The following is a 16,856-nucleotide window of genomic DNA, read 5'->3' as shown; positions in this document are numbered from 1 at the left end:
GGGTAAGGCTGTCGCGCCCGGGTGCGCTCCTACGGAGATGCGGGTGGTGGTTAGCGGTGGAAGGCGAGTGTTGCGATGACGCCGCGCTGCTGGCCTGGGCGCACGCTGACGCGCCAGCCGTAGAGATCACAGAGCCGGCTGACGATCGACAGGCCGATACCGCCGCCTTGCGAGTGGCCGGCGTGGGTGCCGCGGTAGCCGCGCTGGAACAGTTTGGCGGCGTCTTCCTCGCTCAGGCCGGGGCCGGAGTCGATCACTTCCACCGCATCGCCGAGCACGCGCACGCGCACCTGGCCGTCCTGGGTGTACTTGACCGCATTGCCGATCAGGTTACCCAGCGCCACCGACAGGGCAGATTCGGGCGCGTCGATGACCAGGTCGCGCTCGCCCTCCAGCAGCAGCTCCAGCTGCTTGCCGCCAAGCTGGGCGCGGTGCGCGTCGATCAGTTGCTCGGCCACCTTGGCGACATTGCTGCTGCCCTGCCCGCGCTCGTTGCGCGAGAGCAGCAGCAGCGAGCCGATCAGGTCGCTGCACTGCAGTTCGGCGCGCTGGATGCGCTGCAGGCGTTGCAGCATTTTTTCGTCGAGATTGGGCTTGGTGAGCAGCAGTTCGGTGGCGCCGCGGATCACCGCCAGCGGCGTGCGCAATTCGTGGCTGACGTCGGCGTTGAATTCGCGGTCGCGCTGCACCACCTCGGTGAGGCGGGCCGAGTAATCGTCCAGCGCTTCGGCCAGCTGGCCCACTTCATCGTCGGGGAAGTGCGCGGCCAGCGGCTTGGGCTCGCTGGTGCCGCCGCGATAGGCGCGCAGGCGGGCGGCCAGGTCCGACACCGGGCGCATGACCTTGGACGCCGACCACCAGCCAATCAGCAGCGAGAAGCCGCTGAACACCAGCACCGAAAGCATCAAGGTGCGCTTGAGCTGAATCTCGCCCTTGATGGTCTGGGTCATGTCATAGGCGAGGAAGAACCACTCGCTCGGCGTCTTGCGCACCGCCAGCTTGTACGAATACGCGTTGCCGTTTTCGTCCACGCCGGAGATGGTGTGGATGCCGTCCGGGAACTGGTACCACTCCGGCTGTTCCAGCCGCAGCGCTTCGAACTTGTCGCTTTTGACCACCCGCCCACGCATCTGCTGCACCGGCAGGTCGGGGTTACGCAGCGGGTCGGAATAGAAGCGCTGCGCAAAGGCGTCGATATTGCGGTTCATCACGTCTTCCACCAACTGGTTTTCCACGCGCGAGCGCGCCCAGTTGGTGGCGAAAGCGAACAGCGTGGTCAGGCAGAAGCCCAACAACACGAACGACAGAATGATGCGGCTACGCAGGCGCCGCCGGTAGCGGCCGCGCCTACGGGCGGGCCGCGCGCTGTTATTGCTTTCAGGCATCGGGCGAGGCGATGCGATAGCCGATGCCGTGACGGGTCTGGATCATCGGTACGTCGAAAGGCTTGTCGACCACCGCACGCAGGCCATGGATATGCACGCGCAACGAATCCGAATCGGGCAGCTCCTCGCCCCAGACGCGGGTTTCTAGCTCCTGGCGGGTGACCACGGCCGGCGAGGCTTCCATCAGCGACTGCAGGATCTTCAACGCAGTGGGGTTGAGCTGCAGCAGCTTGCCGCGGCGACGCACTTCCAGCGTGTCCAGGTTGTATTCCAGATCGCCGGTTTCCAGCACGCGGGTGTGCACGCCCTTGCCACGGCGCGACAGCGCGTTGAGCCGGACCTCCACTTCCTGCAGCGCGAACGGCTTGATCAGGTAGTCGTCCGCGCCGGAGTCGAAACCGGCCAACTTGTTGTCCAGCGAATCGCGTGCGGTGAGCATCAGCACCGGTGTCTGCTTGCGCGCTTCGTTGCGCAGCTTGCGACACACCTCGATGCCATCCATGCCGGGCAGGTTGAGGTCGAGCACGATGGCGTCGAACTCGTGCACCACGGCCAGATGCAGACCGGTCACGCCGTCGGCGGCAAAGTCCACCGTGTGGCCGCGGTCTTCGAGATAGTCGCCCAGATTGGCGGCGATATCGCTGTTGTCTTCAATTACTAGAATTCGCACTGGAACCTCATTGGTTAATCTGTTTTTTTAGCGCTGGCGCCGAGAAGTGTCGTCCTGACTCACCGTCGTCTGACGGCAACACTCGGCGGCGGTCATACCCTGTCTGCTACTCGTCTGCGAACCAGATGCACGCGCGCGCCGGCAATTGGCCGACCATCTTCGCCTGCCTTGATCAAAATCTGGGTGATGGGCTCCTGATCGCCATGCAACGCTGCGCCCTGGTGCGGCTGCAGCGCGACGACGTCCGGCTGCGCCTCCAATGCGGCTTGGTTGCGATCGGGTACCGCCGCCACCTTAGCGCGCTCATCCTGACTGATCTCGGAGTGCTTCTCGCTTTTGTGCAGATCGCTACGCACCTGCTCCGCCGGTGGCTTGGGTGGCATGTCGCCACCGACCGCCGCTGCGCAGGCGGAGGTGATCAGCAAACCGATCACGCCGAACAGCATTGCGATGCTGACTTGCCTGGCCATGCCGACGCCTCCTTGTGTGCCTGAGCGATTTAACATCAGCGAATGTAGACGCGAAGCCTGGGGGCAGCAAGCCGCCACATAAAAAGGCCCAAGTGCGACAACGCACCTGGGCCAAAAGTTCATCCCGATCACCGTCACTGCCGAGAGCGGAGCCACGGTCGGGTGAGGCTAGCGAGGAAAGGATTAGATTTTTGTTAAATTTTCGATAACAAAGTTGGTGGCCCGATCAGCGGATCGACTGCTCCAGGTGCTGGATGATCGCCGCCGCCACATCCACTTCGCAGACGCCTTCCACGCCTTCCAGTCCGGGGGTCGAATTGACCTCGAGCACCAACGGCCCGCGCCGTGAACGGATCAGATCCACACCGGCCACCGCCAGGCCCAGCGCGCGTGCCGAACGTACCGCGACCTCCTGCTCCTGCTCGCTGGCCTGGGCTACCGCGGCACTGCCGCCCAGATGCAGGTTGGAACGAAAGTCGCCCTCGGCCGCCTGCCGGCGCATGGCGGCAACGACCCGGTCGCCGACCACGAAGCAGCGCAGGTCCGCCCCCTCCGCCTCGCCGATGAACTCCTGCACGATGAAGTTGGCGTATAGCCCGCGCAGCGCCTCGACCACGCCGCGCGAGGCGCTTGCTTTCTCGGTCAAGATCACTCCCGCGCCCTGCGCGCCTTCGTTCAACTTCACCACATGCGGCGGCGGGCCGAGCATCGACAGCAGGTCCTGGGTGTCGTCCGGGTTGTCGCCGAACACGGTCACCGGCATGTCGATGCCTTGCGCGGCCAGCAACTGATGCGCGCGCAACTTGTCGCGCGAGCGCAGGATGGCGCCGGACGGGTTGGGCGTGTAGGTGCCCATGAATTCGAGCTGGCGCAACACGGCGGTGGCATAGCGCGTGACCGAGGCGCCGATGCGCGGGATCACCGCGTCGAATCCGGTGATCGGCTTGCCCTTGTAGTGCAGGCTAAAACCGTCGGCGGCGATACGCATGTAGCAGCGCAGCGGGTCGAGGATGCGCACGGTGTGGCCACGCTTGCGCCCGGCCTCGATGAGCCGCCGGGTCGAATACAACTTGCTGTTGCGGGAAAGAATGGCGATCTTCATCGCGGCAGGTGTACGGCGCGGCCTGGACATGGTCGGAGTCTGATGACGGAGTGACCCAAGTCCGTAGGTCTGCCGGTCGATTGCACACGCGGGCAGCGTCACGGCCCTGCACGTTGCGTTCGACGGGTGTGCGACGGCCCCGAGAATGGGAGCGGGAGCGACGCAGCAAGGCAGCTGTCACACTGCATGCGCTGCGCGGCTTCGACGGCCTGGATGCTAGCAGGGCGGCTGCGCAGCACTCAAGCGCGTGCGTACGTCGGCGCAGGTGATGTACGACGCAGGGTGTCTGGCGGCGGTCGCGCAGACAACGCAGCAGACGTGCTCGATTCAACGCGTCAGGTCCGCGTCGGCGCTCGTTGTCGGTGTCTGCGCCAGAAAAAATGACTGACGGCCGCGCGCCGCGTCGACCGCCCTCACGCCGCCCCCTTGTCGTCATGACGCAGTTTGCACAGCTGAACCCGCAATGCTTGAGCTCCCTCAATGCCGGCATGCCGGCGCACCCGAGACTCTCAATGCGACGTCCAGCAAGCGCGGCTTACGCCAACCCCTCCCGCATCCGCCAAGGACGCCCGTTTCCGCGCGGCGCCGTCTTCGATGGCCAGGGCACCAATTTTGCGTTGTTTTCCGCGCACGCCACGCGCGTGGAACTGTGCCTGTTCGACGAACAGGGCACCGAAGTGCGGGTGGATCTTCCGGAATACACCAACGAGATCTGGCACGGCTACCTGCCGGACGTCAAACCGGGCCAGCGTTACGGCTACCGCGTGCATGGCCCGTATGAGCCGACCGAAGGCCACCGCTTCAATCACAACAAGCTGTTGATGGACCCGTACGCGCGCGAGATGGATGGCGACCTGATCTGGGCAGACGAACTTTACGGTTATACCGTGGGTCACCCCGATGGTGATCTGAGCTTCGACGAGCGCGACAGCGCGCCGTTCATGCCCAAGTGTGTGGTGGTCGAAGACACCTACGACTGGGAAGACGACGCGCGCCTGCTCACGCCGTGGAACGAGACGGTGATCTACGAGACCCATGTGCGTGGTTACACCATGCGCAACCCGCAGGTACCCGAAGCCGTGCGCGGCACCTTTGCCGGCCTGGCACAGCCGCAGGTGCTGCAATACATCAAGGACCTGGGCATCACTGCGGTGGAGCTGTTGCCGGTGCATGCGTACCTGGACGATCAGCACCTGCTGGACAAGGATCTGCGCAATTACTGGGGCTACAACACCATCGGCTTCTTCGCACTGAAGTCGCGCTACCTGTCCAGCGGACATCGCGACGAATTCCGCGACATGGTCAAGGCCCTGCACAAGCAGGGCCTGGAAGTGATCCTGGACGTGGTCTACAACCATACCGCCGAAGGCAGTGAGCTGGGCCCGACGCTATCGTTCAAGGGCATCGACAACGCCAGCTACTATCGCCTTGCCGAAGACAAGCGTTACTACATCAACGATACCGGCACCGGCAATACGCTCAACCTGAGCAACTCGCGGGTGATCCAGTTCGTCAACGATTCGCTGCGCTACTGGGCCGGCGAGATGCATGTGGATGGGTTCCGCTTCGATCTGGCAACGATCCTGGGACGCGAGCCGAGCGGTTTCGACCAGCGTGGCGGTTTCCTGGATGCCTGCAACCAGGATCCGTTGCTGTCGGAGGTCAAGTTGATTGCCGAACCCTGGGACTGCGGCCCCGGCGGCTATCAGGTCGGTCACTTTCCGCCAGGTTGGTCGGAATGGAACGACAAGTTCCGCGACAATGCGCGCGAATTCTGGAAGGGCGAGGACGGCAAGCTGGCCGAGTTCGCCACCCGCTTCACCGGCTCGGCCGATCTGTTCGATCGTCGCGGCCGCCGCCCGTGGGCATCTGTCAACTTCATCACCGCGCACGATGGATTCACCCTGCGCGACCTGGTGAGCTACAACGAAAAGCACAACATCGCCAATGGCGAGGACAATCGCGACGGTTCGTCCAACGATGGTTCCTGCAATTACGGCGAAGAAGGCGACACCGATAACGCGGACGTGCTGCAGATCCGCGAGCGGCAGATGAAAAACCTGCTCGCCACGCTGCTGCTCTCGCAGGGTACGCCGATGATGCTTGCCGGTGACGAGCGTGCACAGTCGCAAGGCGGCAACAACAACACCTATTGCCAGGACAACGAAATCACCTGGCTGGACTGGGAAAACGACCCCACCGATGGCCGCCTGACCGACTTCGTCAAGGCGCTGACGCAGTTGCGCAAGCGCTACCCGATCCTGTCGCGCGGCCGCTTCCTCAACGGCCAGTACAACGAAGAAGCGGGCCTGCGCGATCTCACCTGGCTCAATCCGGGCGGCATCGAAATGGACGATGCGCACTGGACCGATGCCGGCGCGCGCTCGGTGGGGCTGCTGCTGGAAGGCAAGGCACAGACCTCCGGCGTCAAGGAACTGGCCAACGACGCCACCTTGTTGATCGTCATCAACGCTTACCACGAAGGCGTGACCTTCACCCTGCCCTCGGCCGACGAACCGGTGCACTGGAAGTTGGCGCTCTCGACCGACGACGCCCTGGAAGTGGACATGATGCCGGCCGGCGCCAGCGAATTCCTGGCCCCGCCGCGCAGCATGTCGGTGTTCGAGTGCAAGAACGACCAGTCATCCTGACGCGGTGACACGAACTCGCGGCCTGCCGGATCTCCGGCAAGCCGCGAGTTTTTTTTATTGTTTCAACATGTGCGCCGGATGCTTCGGCGTGCACAGGATCCACGCCACCGATCCATGGATGCCGACGCTGCAGGTCGTGTGCGGTGACAGCCTTGCCGGTGATATCCAGACGCGACATCGCGCGCGGGGCGAGCAGAATCGCCGCTGGTGCTGACGCAATCGCAGATGGGGCTTCACGCCTTGCCGGCGAAACAGCCCGGAGCTGCAGCTGGTATCAGTGATGCGTCAGGCGATGCGGGGCAGCGAACTACGCATCGGGTTGTCATTCAACCCGACCTTGAATACGCAAAAACTCAGCCTGGATAGAGCGGGAATCGCTTATCCGGATGGTTGGCCTTCCATTCCTTGTAGGAGCTGGTGCCTTCCCATGCCTTGAACGCGCGCGGGGTGCGACCACGCCCGGACCAGGTTTCGCCGGAATGCGGAATCCAGTATTTGGCTACCACGTCACCCGTGGACGACAGCGGCCCCTTGGATTTGCCGGTCATCGCCAGTGAGGCGATCTGGGACTTCTGCTTGGCATTGAAGCGGCTGCCGAACTGGGTCAGCACCTCGACCACCTGGTCGAACGCTTCCAGCGTCTGGGCATACTTCAGCTGGGCTTCTTCCTGCTCGAGCTTGCGCAGCTCTTCCAGCAATTGGGCTTTGGCGGCGGCAGAGGGTGAAGCGGGCGGAACCTGGCGCATTTGGCAAAACTGAGGTTGAAAGGGTCAGCGAGTATTGCCGTTGCGCCGGCTAGCGTAAAGCGGCAGGGCACGCCCGGGCCTGGCTGCGCTCAGCGATGGCGCAGCAAGGCATGCTCGCGCGCCATGGTCAGCACCGGCCCGATGCGCCCGTCCCGGACCAGTTCGCGGCAGTGCTTGCCGACGAACTCGACCCTCGGCGCCGAAAACCACTGAATCACCCGATCCAGCTCGCCGGCGTTGATGGAGCAGGCGTGGCAGACCGCCTCGCCCAGCTCTTCCACGCCCACCAGCCCAAGCTCGCGGATCTGCTCGGAATCCAGCGCGAACATCTCCAGCACCTTGCCTGCATCGTCCGGCGTGCCGTACCCAAAACGCATCTGCTCTGCACAGCAACCACTTGAGGCTGCACGCGCGGATTCGGCACGCCGTATGCCCTTGAGAAGTGCGCCGATGAGTTGGGGATGCGTGGTCGTCATGGTACTGGCTCGATGAGGGCTGCCACTATGCCCATCGCCGCGAGCCTGCTCAATCAGAAGGTTCCTGACCATTTGGAAGGAAACAGCGAAGCAAGCAACTTGCGTCATTCTTCCCGGGGCACCTTGCAATCGCTGTCCGGTCCAGACGCCAGGCGTTGTATCCGACCGCATCGCTCAAGGGAGGGCGACCGGCAACCATCTGCTGTCCGGCGCTTGACGGATAGACGAACTCCCGAGCCCGGTTACCTGTGTGATGAGCCGGCCACACGCTGCATTGCTGCATCGCGGAGCGGGCCTTGCCCAGCGACAGGAGACTCCAATGCCTGCGCAGCTGCGGCCAAACGTTTCAATAGAAAATTCCTATTTGCTAGCAACCCACTTTCACATCACCATCACCTGGCCGGACGTGAGGCCATGAGGCCGCTCCATCTCACGGGGTGTGGAGCACACCCACTGCCGGCATGGCCAATGGCGCTTGTATGCGAGGGAAGCATGCATCTCATCCGGGTTCACCAACGTGCTGTCCATACGGCACTGTTCGTCAGCTACGTTGCCCTGCTTTCCTACGCGGGCTGGATTTTCACGCACCTGCCTTAGCGTCGGCGATAGCTGCTACGGCCTCGCGCCCCAATGATGACGCGTCACTGGGCGAGTATGGCGACCGTCGGCATCGTGGACACTGTCCAGCAGCATCCCGACGTATCTTTCGAAGCACTTATTTGAGGTCACTTGGCTCGACCAGGACGCTATTGGTGCGCCTGTCGGTCTGTGCAAACACACGCGCTCAGGCGAGGGACTGCAGTGCCCAGCCAGCGTGCCCGATGGACATCAGGCCCTCGCACCCGACAGCAGGCGACTTTTCTGAAGGGCAGAACTACGGTTTGGTGATCGAAATTCCAGTTTTGAAGAAGATTGCCGCTATTGGGACCAATGACAGCCGGCCACCAGCCACGGCCGTCGCTGCTTACCCTGTGATCTTCTTTAGGACGTCCATGATTGCCTTCCTTCAACGTTACAACGTCGGACACCGCTTGGCTGTCGCTTTCGGAATTCTGATCCTTCTTTCGGGCCTGCTCGTGGCCACGGGGCTAGGCACGATGGCTGAGGCACGGGCACAGCTGGATTTCATCGTTCTCGACCGCACCGCCAAGATCCAGATTGGCAACGGGATGCTCGACGCAAATTCCTCGCTGCTGATCGCACTGGGCACTTATTCGATGGCAACCAGTGAAGAGCTCAGTAAGGAAGCACTCGACACCATCACCACGCAGCGTGAGCGCTACACCGATTTACGCACCAAGTTGGACACGCTCTCAAGCTCGGAGGAAGGTCGAAAAATTCGAGCTGAAATGGACGAGCGCCGGGCGACTTCGGTGAAGTTCAACGACGACGTCATGGCGCTGGCTGGCAAGAATGACAAGACTCAGGCCCAGGTCATCCTGAGCGAGAAGGCGCGCCCCGCCATTCTGGCTTGGCAGGGCAAGATCCGTGAACTCGTCACCCGCCAGGAAGGCCAGAGCCGCCAAGCGTATGCGGACGCCGTCGAGTCGATGGATCGGGGTAAGCTCCTGCTCATCCTGGGTGGCGCGATTGTCGTGTTGGTCAGCAGTCTCCTGGCGTGGCTCATCACCCGCAGCCTGACCCAGCCGCTAGCCCGCGCCACCAAAGTTGCCGAGGCTATCGCCCGTGGTCAGCTGGGCAACGACGTGCGCACGCACGCCAAGGACGAAACCGGGCAATTACTGCGCGCCATGCAGGGAATGCAACACCAGCTTCAGGCCTTGCTGGGCGCTCAGGGCGACATGGCCAAGCGCCACGACGAAGGCCAGACCAGCTTCCGTATGGACGCCACTGCGTTCCCGGGCGACTACGGCCGTATGGCGAAAGACACCAATGACCTGGTCGCTTCCCACCTAAGCGTGCAGTCCGATCTGGCACGGATCATGGGACGCTACGCCATCGGCGACCTGAGTGAACGCATGGAGCAACTGCCAGGCGAAAAAGCCGTGCTGACGCAGACCATGGATGAGGTCAAGACAAACCTGTCCGGTATGAACCATGAGATCAGACAGTTGGCGCAAGCCGCTGCCAACGGCGACTTTAGCGCACGCGGCGACGCCGAGCGGTTCCAGTACGACTTCCGGATCATGGTCGAGAGCTTGAACCTTCTCATGGCCACTGCCGACGGCAACCTGCATTCCCTGTCCTCGCTGCTCCAGTCCATTGCCGCAGGCGACCTCACTGCCCGCATGACGGGTGAGTTCAAGGGAGTCTTTGCTCAGATGCGCGACGATGCAAACACCACCGCCTTGCAGCTGGCAGAGATTGTCGGACGCATCCAGCAATCGGCCGTTTCGATCAACTCGGCCGCAAGTGAAATCGCTGCCGGCAACCAGGATCTGTCGCAGCGCACCGAGCAGCAGGCCGCCAATCTCGAGGAAACGGCTGCGTCGATGGAGGAGCTGACCTCCACCGTTCGCCAGAATGCAGAGCACGCACGGCAAGCCAACCAGTTGGCGATCGGCGCGGCAGATGTGGCATCGCAGGGCGGGAAAATCGTTAGCAACGTCGTGGGAACCATGGCGGGGATTGAAGCTTCGTCCAAGAAGATTGCGGACATCATCAGCGTGATCGACGGCATCTCATTCCAGACCAACATCCTGGCCCTGAATGCTGCCGTCGAAGCAGCGCGCGCTGGCGAACAGGGGCGCGGGTTTGCCGTGGTCGCCTCGGAGGTGCGGACCCTCGCCCAGCGCTCCAGCGCCGCAGCCAAAGAAATCAAGACGCTGATCGACGACTCGGTCGAACGCGTGGCCGAAGGATCAACCCTGGTCCACACAGCTGGCTCGACCATGGCGGAAATCGTCGCCAGCGTGCAACGCGTCACCGACATCATGGGGGAAATCTCAGCGGCCTCTCAGGAACAGTCCGCTGGCATTGAGCAGGTCAACACCACGGTCACTCAGATGGATGAAGCGACACAGCAGAACGCAGCACTGGTTGAGGAAGCGACCGCTGCGGCCCGTGCCATGGAAGAGCAAGCCACGCAGCTCACCGGGGCGGTGGCGGTGTTCAAGATTGATCAAGAGAACGCTCTTCCGGTCCAAGCAGCTCCTGCTGCAACCGCCACTGCTGGCTCAAGCAGCAGGAAGACGGCAACGCCACTGAAGACGCCTGCAGAAGTCCTCGCACGACGACGGGCACCACACAAACCCCAGCCCGTCGCCAGCTCCACAGATGGCGCAGGCTGGCAGGAGTTCTGATCCAGCCGACATTGGCCAACGAATGCCCAGATCGCCTCAGCTGGCCGATACGGCGATCGATTCTCCCGACGCACAGATTCTTCTTCACCAAGGCCTACCATGCTAGCCACGATCAAGAGCAAATTCCTGTTGGCATTGCTAGGAACACTGGTTCCCAGCATCCTGCTCTGCCTGTTCCTCCTCCACAGCCTGCACAATTCCAAGGACAGCGTCGGCACGCTCTATAACCGTGATTTCAACGGCTCCGTGCTTGCCAGCACTATCGATGGTCAGTTGACCCGAGTCGACATCAACATCCTGCGTATGATCGCGATCGGATCCCCTGATTTGATTGCGCAGTGGAAGCAGGAAAACGAGAACCGCTTCACTCAGGTCGAAGCCAACATCGCTGAGCTCAAACGGCTGTTGAACAACGAGAGCGAACATTTCGCCCAGTTGCAGAAGATCACCACGAGTTATGCACTGATGCATGAAGGCATGCGGCGCCAAGTTGAGTTGATCGAAGCCGGCGATATTGCCGGCGGCGCGGAAGTCAACCGCACCCAGGTCAAGGACAATGCCGACGCCACCTTCGCCGGGCTTGCCACGCTGCGCGAAGAGCTAGGCAATTCGGCCAACTGCGTTATCGGCAGCAGCAGGCTGCCAACACGCGTGCAATGACGCTCTCGGCAATTGCGCTAGCACTGATCACCTTAGCCGGCATCAGCATTGCCCTGATACTTGGCAATGCGATTTCTCGTTCGATCCGAGGGGCGGTGACGGCTGTTGAACACCTGTCAAACGGAGTGCTCGATGTCGACGTCAAGGTCACGGGTAAAGACGAGACCGTACAACTGGCCAAGGCGGTCTATCGTATACGTGACCGTTTGCAGGGCGTCATCGCGGCGCAGCTAGAAATGGCGCGCCAACACGAAGTTGGTGCGATCAGCTATCGCATGGATGAAGATGCATTTCCAGGAGAGTATGGCCATATGGTGCGAGATGCCAATGCATTGGCCAGTTCGCACATTGCCGTCATGATGCGCCTTGCACAGATTACCGGACGCTATGCCGTAGGCGATCTTTCCGAGGATATGGATCGTCTACCCGGCGAAAAAGCCGTGCTCACCGAGACGATGGATCAGGTCAAGCACAATTTGACAGCAATCAACAGGGAAATAAGTCGCTTAGCCTCAGCTGCCGCAGCAGGCGACTTCGCTGTGCGAGGAGACACCGAGCGCTTCCAGCATGACTTCCGTGCAATGGTCGCAAGTCTCAATCAACTGATGTCCACCTCCGACACCAATCTGCAATCGCTATCTTCCTTGCTGCAATCCATCGCACAAGGAGACCTGACGGCGCGGATGACCGGTGAATTCAACGGCGTGTTTTCCCAGATGCGGGACGATGCCAATGCCACCGCAGCGCAACTTGCGGAAATCGTGGGACGGATCCAGCACTCTGCACTATCGATTACCACGGCAGCAACCGAAATTGCTGCCGGCAATCAGGACTTATCACACCGGACCGAGCAACAGGCCGCCAACCTGGAAGAGACAGCTGCCTCTATGGAGGAACTGACGTCTACGGTGAAGCAAAACGCCGAGCATGCGCGCCAGGCCAATCAGTTGGCGATTGGCGCCGCGCATGTGGCGTCCCAGGGCGGCGACGTGGTGAACAAGGTCGTGGACACCATGTCCGGTATCGAAACCTCATCCAAGAAGATTGCTGACATCATCAGCGTGATTGATGGAATTTCCTTCCAAACCAATATCCTCGCGCTGAATGCTGCAGTGGAAGCTGCCAGAGCCGGCGAGCAAGGACGCGGGTTTGCGGTGGTTGCCTCTGAGGTCCGCACCCTGGCCCAGCGGTCCTCCAGTGCAGCGAAGGAAATAAAAGAACTCATTGATGACTCCGTCCAACGAGTTGCCGAAGGCTCCTCTTTAGTGCATAGCGCCGGCTCTACAATGGCTGAGATCGTTGCTAGCGTGAAGCGCGTCACCGACATCATGGGCAACATCTCGGCAGCCTCGCAGGAGCAGTCGGCTGGCATCGAACAGGTCAATATGACTGTCACTCAAATGGATGAAGCCACTCAACAAAACGCGGCACTGGTTGAGGAAGCGACTGCAGCAGCACGCTCGATGGAGGAGCAGGCAACGCAGCTAAGTGAAGCGGTCTCAGCGTTCAAAATTTCGGCAGGACACAACATCGCTACGGCGGCCACTGGATTCACTAAGAATTCCATGGCGAGTCCACCAGCGCTGCACAAAATAAAGGGAAATCATACAGTCACCTCAAGGCAGGTAACGCCAGCCCCTTCGAGCAGCTTAGCGGCTAGCAGTTGGCAGGAGTTCTAGTTCCCAAATTTGCCCTCGGGGCCCCACTGGCGGGCCCTGTTCTTCTAGCCTCAGTTCCACTTCACTCCTGAGCTGCCAAGCGCGGTAACACCGGCCATCGAATTGAGGGCATTGCTTATGTGAAGCCGCTACGGGAGCTCAGCGAGGCAGGGCTTTTGTCCGTCGCGCGTCGCATCCGATCCTCCTTGAGTGCTCGCGGGTTGAACGCCAAATGGGGAGCCACCTGGTTCAAAGAGATGCGGGAACTCAACCATGTGGGCGAGCGCGCCTAACGCGTGTTTCCCAGGGCAGATCGCAAGAACTCGATGACAGCCGCACCGCTCTCTCGGTCAGCTCGCGCATAGCCCTCGGGGGTGCCACCGACTTGAAGATGAGGTCCTAGGTCATGGCGGTGAGTTGTCGGCTGCCACAGCGGCGAGATCAAATGCCCGGCATCGCTGAAATACATGATCTGATCGTGCGTGCCATGCGCATGCCGAGCCAAATAGCGTTGCGCCACCGCCGCCATTTCACCAGACAGACCCAGCCGATCGTCTCCTGCAGCGACGAGCATGAGCGGGCCGTTGATCTTTTCAATCGGCAACAACGCGGCTTTCAGCGTCGACTGGATCTCGGCATCCTTTTCATCCAGCCAAGAAGCGTCTTCACGATAGGGCAGGAAAGGCAGATCCTTTCCCTTGAATGTCAGACCAGGCTTGTTGACTGCGCGGAAATCGGCCGGCGCTACATCCCGCTGTATTCCGCGGAATGGTGCCGGACTTCCCACGAACGAAACCACCGCGCGGAGCCGTGGGTCGTGTGAGGCAGCGGCCATCGCGATGGTTCCGCCCCATGAGCCACCCAATACACCAATCCCGGAGGGATCCACATAGCTCTGGTCTTGTAGCCAAGTCACGCCCATCGAGACAGGATCAATCGGCACCCGCACGAGATCCTTGGGCAATCCAGGCATGCGGTAATAAGCCACAGACATCGCCACAAACCCATGAGAGGCAAGCCAGGCCGCATACATGTTGGCACTCTCGATCCCGCCCTCGGAGCCCCCGAGAGTGATGACGGTCGGATGGCGACGTCCATCTACCAGCGCGCCTTGGGGCGCGTAGACGTTGGCCACAAGTCCATCGGATGTTACCGGAAACGCGCAGACGTCCTTGCCATCGATCCATCGTCGCAGCTTCACTGTGTCGACCACTCTTCCGCCCGACACCACGTCAAGAGTGAACTCGGCTGGTGAAAACCGCAGATCCCCGGGTCTTCTCTGAATGGGAAAAGGCGAAGGTCGTGCGGGACCCTCAGGCTGCATCGACCAAAACAGACCGGTTTGATCAATTCCCATGTAGCTCCCCGCCTCAGCGGCGGTGATTGCCGGGTCGACCATGCCGTCTAGATCCGCGCGATACACCGCGCTAGAGCGCCAGATGATGCCTTTGGCATCCTTCATCGCAAGCCTGAGCTCCACGAGCTCCGTAGGGCGCATTCCTGACACGTGCACACCCAAGGGCGCATCCGCCTGGCTATCCAACGAAGAAACGTGAAGCGTTGCGGCATTGGCGTGGACGCAGGCGAATAGAAGTAAGAGAAGGGCGAGTCGGCGCATGTCAGGACGGCCTGAGAAAGGGCCAACGAGCATGTCTGCCAGGCGCTTCTTGCAACGGCTATTTGGCACGAGTCGTGTGCCCAGGGGCCTCAATCGTGCAACAGCCGCTAGAACAGGCGAGGTAGACGCGCTTCCAGCTGTGGTCGGAATTGCCGGCTGACCCGAAGTGTTGTGCCATCTAGAAGTTCGAGTTGGGCATCCTGGTTTCGCGCCGAACGGATCGCCACGACACGCTTCACATTCACCAATGACGATCTATGGATACGAACGAACCCATGCGACTCAAGACTGTCTGCCAGGCTTGCCAGGCTATCGCGGCGCAAGTACGTGTCCTTTCCGGCGTGGATACAGACGTAATGGCCCGCCACCTCGACATAGTCGATCTCCGCCGGTGACAAGTAGACAGTTCGATCACCCACCTCAACAGCCAGGCGGGCAATCTCCGCACCCCTACCGTCTATGCGCTGACGCACGCGCCGCATCGCAAGCTGTAGACGCTTGGGATCTACTGGCTTGAGAAGGTAATCCAATGCACCAGCGTCGAAAGCGCACACCGCGTGCGTACTGTAGGCAGTGATAAAGATGATATGCGGCACAACTGATTCGAGATGCTTCACGAGGTCCAGGCCACTCCCATCGGGCAGACCGATGTCCAACAGCAGTAGGTCGACATCTCCGAGCTGTGCGCGCTCAAGCGCCAGTTCGAGGGTGGCCGCTTCACCCACCACGACCACATCAGACTCAGACGCGAGGAAACGAACAAGCCGGTCTCGCGCAAGCGCTACATCGTCCACAACTAGAGTGCGAATCACGACGCCTCTGCCCCCCTCAGGGGGAGACAGATCGTTGCGACAAAGCATGTCTCCTGACGTTCGATCGACAACGATGCCGTGGCACCGTGGGTGAGAGCCAATCGCCGCCCCAGGTGATCCAACCCTATGCCTAGCCCACCGGGTTGCTTGCCGCAGACGGGGTTCACAACCGTGATGATGAGTTCCGCGTTTTCGACAATAGCCTTCACTTTGATCCGGACCAGCCCACCAATACGCGCTCCATGCTGGATGGCGTTTTCTAGCAATGGTTGCAGTGCCATGGACGTAACGGCGGCGTTCCAAGCTCGAGGCTCTATGTCGATGTCGAATGTGATGGCGCCGGACAGCACCTGGTGCAGCTCGATGAACTCGGCGCTCGCGCCTATTTCCTCCCTTAGCGACACCACAGGTGCGCTCTCCAGCATCGCGCGAAGGATATTCGCTACATGGCCAAGCGCACGGTCTGCCCGAGTGGCGTCACGATGCCCAAGCTCCCCGATCGCATTGAGCGCATTGAAGATGAAGTGCTGGTGCAGTCTGGACCGCAGCGCTTCTTCGTCCAGTCGGGCCAGCACGACCTCTCGCTCACTTCTCAAAATCAGGTGTGTCCAAAGCTGCCCTACCCCCATGACGACCAGATAGAGCGGAATGGCGAACAGCGTCGTGGCAGCGAGTGCGCGCTGACCGCTGCGAAGATCAAGCCCTCCCGCGCCCACGAACCCTGCTAGTTGCAGGAGACCATGCCCAAGCACCCAGCCCAGCGCCGTCAGCACCGGTATGGCAAATAGTCCAGTCAAGGCGATCAATGCCAGATGGCGAATGCTGTCCCCTGTTCCAACGATCCATCGCCTGGCGAGTCCAAGAAGCGTTGGGGTGGCCACTGCCCAGGGCACGTAGCTGCCGACTAGAAACAGGAAAGCCTTCAACAAGCCGGGAGCGCCTTGCGGGTCCTCGGCCAGCGATGTCATGGCTACTGCAGGGGTATAAGCGAGCGCAAGCATGAGCCAAGGCACCGCTACGCCCGCGTAGCGGAAGCGCGCCGAAACCGATGAAGGGTTGGAAATGGAAGAGGTGCGCGCCCGCATGGACAGTAATGCTCGGAGCCGATAAGTGTCCGGGGCAAAGTGCCGGCCACTCATTCTCGCCTGCCCTGCTCCGCCTTGGTAGTGGGACTGCCGAGCGCCTCTTTGGGGAGGATCGGTCCTGTCGCCGTGGGCGCCGCTGTAAGGCAGCTCGCACACCACCGTTGGTGCCCTCGGACTGGTGGATTTAGCCGGCAGCACGGCTATCGCACGCGCCGGGAGACGTCAGATCCTGAAACGCGCCGAGGTCCGCTGGACGCCCA

Annotated in this window: 13 protein-coding genes; 4 read left to right on the top strand and 9 right to left on the bottom strand. The window is 61.4% G+C overall.

The features are described 5' to 3' along the window. Positions 1–50: 50 nt before the first annotated feature. From FHT09_RS02980 to rimK, 4 genes are all read right to left on the bottom strand, one after another. Positions 51–1,385 (bottom strand): HAMP domain-containing sensor histidine kinase, encoded by a 1,335-nt coding sequence (locus tag FHT09_RS02980; RefSeq protein WP_166774292.1) that lies wholly within the window; start codon positions 1,383–1,385, stop codon positions 51–53. Then, a complete protein-coding gene (locus FHT09_RS02975; protein WP_006448355.1) occupies positions 1,378–2,055 on the bottom strand; it encodes a response regulator transcription factor in 678 nt (225 codons plus the stop codon). Before FHT09_RS02975 ends, FHT09_RS02980 begins: the two co-directional genes overlap by 8 nt. Positions 2,056–2,147: 92 nt before the next feature. Beyond that, on the bottom strand, positions 2,148–2,525 hold the full coding sequence (locus tag FHT09_RS02970; RefSeq protein WP_243848935.1) for a hypothetical protein: 378 nt from the start codon (positions 2,523–2,525) through the stop codon (positions 2,148–2,150). A 226-nt stretch (positions 2,526–2,751) separates the two neighbouring features. Then, on the bottom strand, positions 2,752–3,657 hold the full coding sequence (gene rimK / locus FHT09_RS02965) for a 30S ribosomal protein S6--L-glutamate ligase (protein ID WP_181141481.1): 906 nt from the start codon (positions 3,655–3,657) through the stop codon (positions 2,752–2,754). A gap of 482 nt (positions 3,658–4,139) precedes the next feature. On the opposite strand from rimK, the gene glgX reads away from it, so the two are divergent. Continuing rightward, positions 4,140–6,278 (top strand): glycogen debranching protein GlgX, encoded by a 2,139-nt coding sequence (gene glgX, locus FHT09_RS02960; protein WP_184416837.1) that lies wholly within the window; start codon positions 4,140–4,142, stop codon positions 6,276–6,278. A gap of 353 nt (positions 6,279–6,631) precedes the next feature. Here the strand turns inward: glgX and FHT09_RS02955 are convergent, their stop codons facing one another. Continuing rightward, a complete protein-coding gene (locus tag FHT09_RS02955; RefSeq protein WP_047127095.1) occupies positions 6,632–7,024 on the bottom strand; it encodes an H-NS family nucleoid-associated regulatory protein in 393 nt (130 codons plus the stop codon). A gap of 89 nt (positions 7,025–7,113) precedes the next feature. After that, a complete protein-coding gene (locus FHT09_RS02950; RefSeq protein WP_104604920.1) occupies positions 7,114–7,500 on the bottom strand; it encodes a hypothetical protein in 387 nt (128 codons plus the stop codon). A 992-nt stretch (positions 7,501–8,492) separates the two neighbouring features. On the opposite strand from FHT09_RS02950, the gene FHT09_RS02945 reads away from it, so the two are divergent. From FHT09_RS02945 to FHT09_RS02940, 3 genes are all read left to right on the top strand, one after another. Then, positions 8,493–10,763 (top strand): methyl-accepting chemotaxis protein, encoded by a 2,271-nt coding sequence (locus tag FHT09_RS02945; RefSeq protein ID WP_104605177.1) that lies wholly within the window; start codon positions 8,493–8,495, stop codon positions 10,761–10,763. Between the two features lie 99 nt (positions 10,764–10,862). Next, positions 10,863–11,423, top strand: a complete 561-nt coding sequence (locus FHT09_RS20160) for an MCP four helix bundle domain-containing protein (protein ID WP_258077168.1) — start codon at positions 10,863–10,865, stop codon at positions 11,421–11,423. Then, positions 11,420–13,102 (top strand): methyl-accepting chemotaxis protein, encoded by a 1,683-nt coding sequence (locus tag FHT09_RS02940; protein WP_258077169.1) that lies wholly within the window; start codon positions 11,420–11,422, stop codon positions 13,100–13,102. The genes FHT09_RS20160 and FHT09_RS02940 overlap by 4 nt, the downstream gene beginning before the upstream one ends. Positions 13,103–13,370: 268 nt before the next feature. Here the strand turns inward: FHT09_RS02940 and FHT09_RS02935 are convergent, their stop codons facing one another. From FHT09_RS02935 to FHT09_RS02925, 3 genes are all read right to left on the bottom strand, one after another. Continuing rightward, positions 13,371–14,699 (bottom strand): acyl-CoA thioester hydrolase/BAAT C-terminal domain-containing protein, encoded by a 1,329-nt coding sequence (locus FHT09_RS02935; protein WP_181141230.1) that lies wholly within the window; start codon positions 14,697–14,699, stop codon positions 13,371–13,373. Positions 14,700–14,806: 107 nt separating this feature from the next. Then, a complete protein-coding gene (locus tag FHT09_RS02930) occupies positions 14,807–15,511 on the bottom strand; it encodes a LytTR family DNA-binding domain-containing protein (RefSeq protein WP_230608565.1) in 705 nt (234 codons plus the stop codon). Further along, positions 15,508–16,596 (bottom strand): histidine kinase, encoded by a 1,089-nt coding sequence (locus FHT09_RS02925; protein ID WP_181141231.1) that lies wholly within the window; start codon positions 16,594–16,596, stop codon positions 15,508–15,510. Before FHT09_RS02925 ends, FHT09_RS02930 begins: the two co-directional genes overlap by 4 nt. Positions 16,597–16,856 lie beyond the last annotated feature (260 nt).

This window comes from Xanthomonas sp. CFBP 8152, from assembly GCF_014199025.1.
Lineage (GTDB): Bacteria > Pseudomonadota > Gammaproteobacteria > Xanthomonadales > Xanthomonadaceae > Xanthomonas > Xanthomonas arboricola_B.
Note: the sequence above shows the minus strand (reverse complement) of the source record. Positions and strands in the feature narration are given on the sequence as shown.

Coding starts and splice junctions, on each gene's coding strand:
- FHT09_RS02935 (WP_181141230.1), bottom strand. CDS start 14,699: ATGCGCCGACTCGCCCTTCTCTTACTTCTATTCGCCTGCGTCCACGCC.
- FHT09_RS02925 (WP_181141231.1), bottom strand. CDS start 16,596: ATGCGGGCGCGCACCTCTTCCATTTCCAACCCTTCATCGGTTTCGGCG.
- FHT09_RS02980 (WP_166774292.1), bottom strand. CDS start 1,385: ATGCCTGAAAGCAATAACAGCGCGCGGCCCGCCCGTAGGCGCGGCCGC.
- FHT09_RS02940 (WP_258077169.1), top strand. CDS start 11,420: ATGACGCTCTCGGCAATTGCGCTAGCACTGATCACCTTAGCCGGCATC.
- FHT09_RS20160 (WP_258077168.1), top strand. CDS start 10,863: ATGCTAGCCACGATCAAGAGCAAATTCCTGTTGGCATTGCTAGGAACA.
- glgX (WP_184416837.1), top strand. CDS start 4,140: ATGCGACGTCCAGCAAGCGCGGCTTACGCCAACCCCTCCCGCATCCGC.
- FHT09_RS02945 (WP_104605177.1), top strand. CDS start 8,493: ATGATTGCCTTCCTTCAACGTTACAACGTCGGACACCGCTTGGCTGTC.
- FHT09_RS02955 (WP_047127095.1), bottom strand. CDS start 7,024: ATGCGCCAGGTTCCGCCCGCTTCACCCTCTGCCGCCGCCAAAGCCCAA.
- rimK (WP_181141481.1), bottom strand. CDS start 3,657: ATGTCCAGGCCGCGCCGTACACCTGCCGCGATGAAGATCGCCATTCTT.
- FHT09_RS02970 (WP_243848935.1), bottom strand. CDS start 2,525: ATGGCCAGGCAAGTCAGCATCGCAATGCTGTTCGGCGTGATCGGTTTG.
- FHT09_RS02950 (WP_104604920.1), bottom strand. CDS start 7,500: ATGACGACCACGCATCCCCAACTCATCGGCGCACTTCTCAAGGGCATA.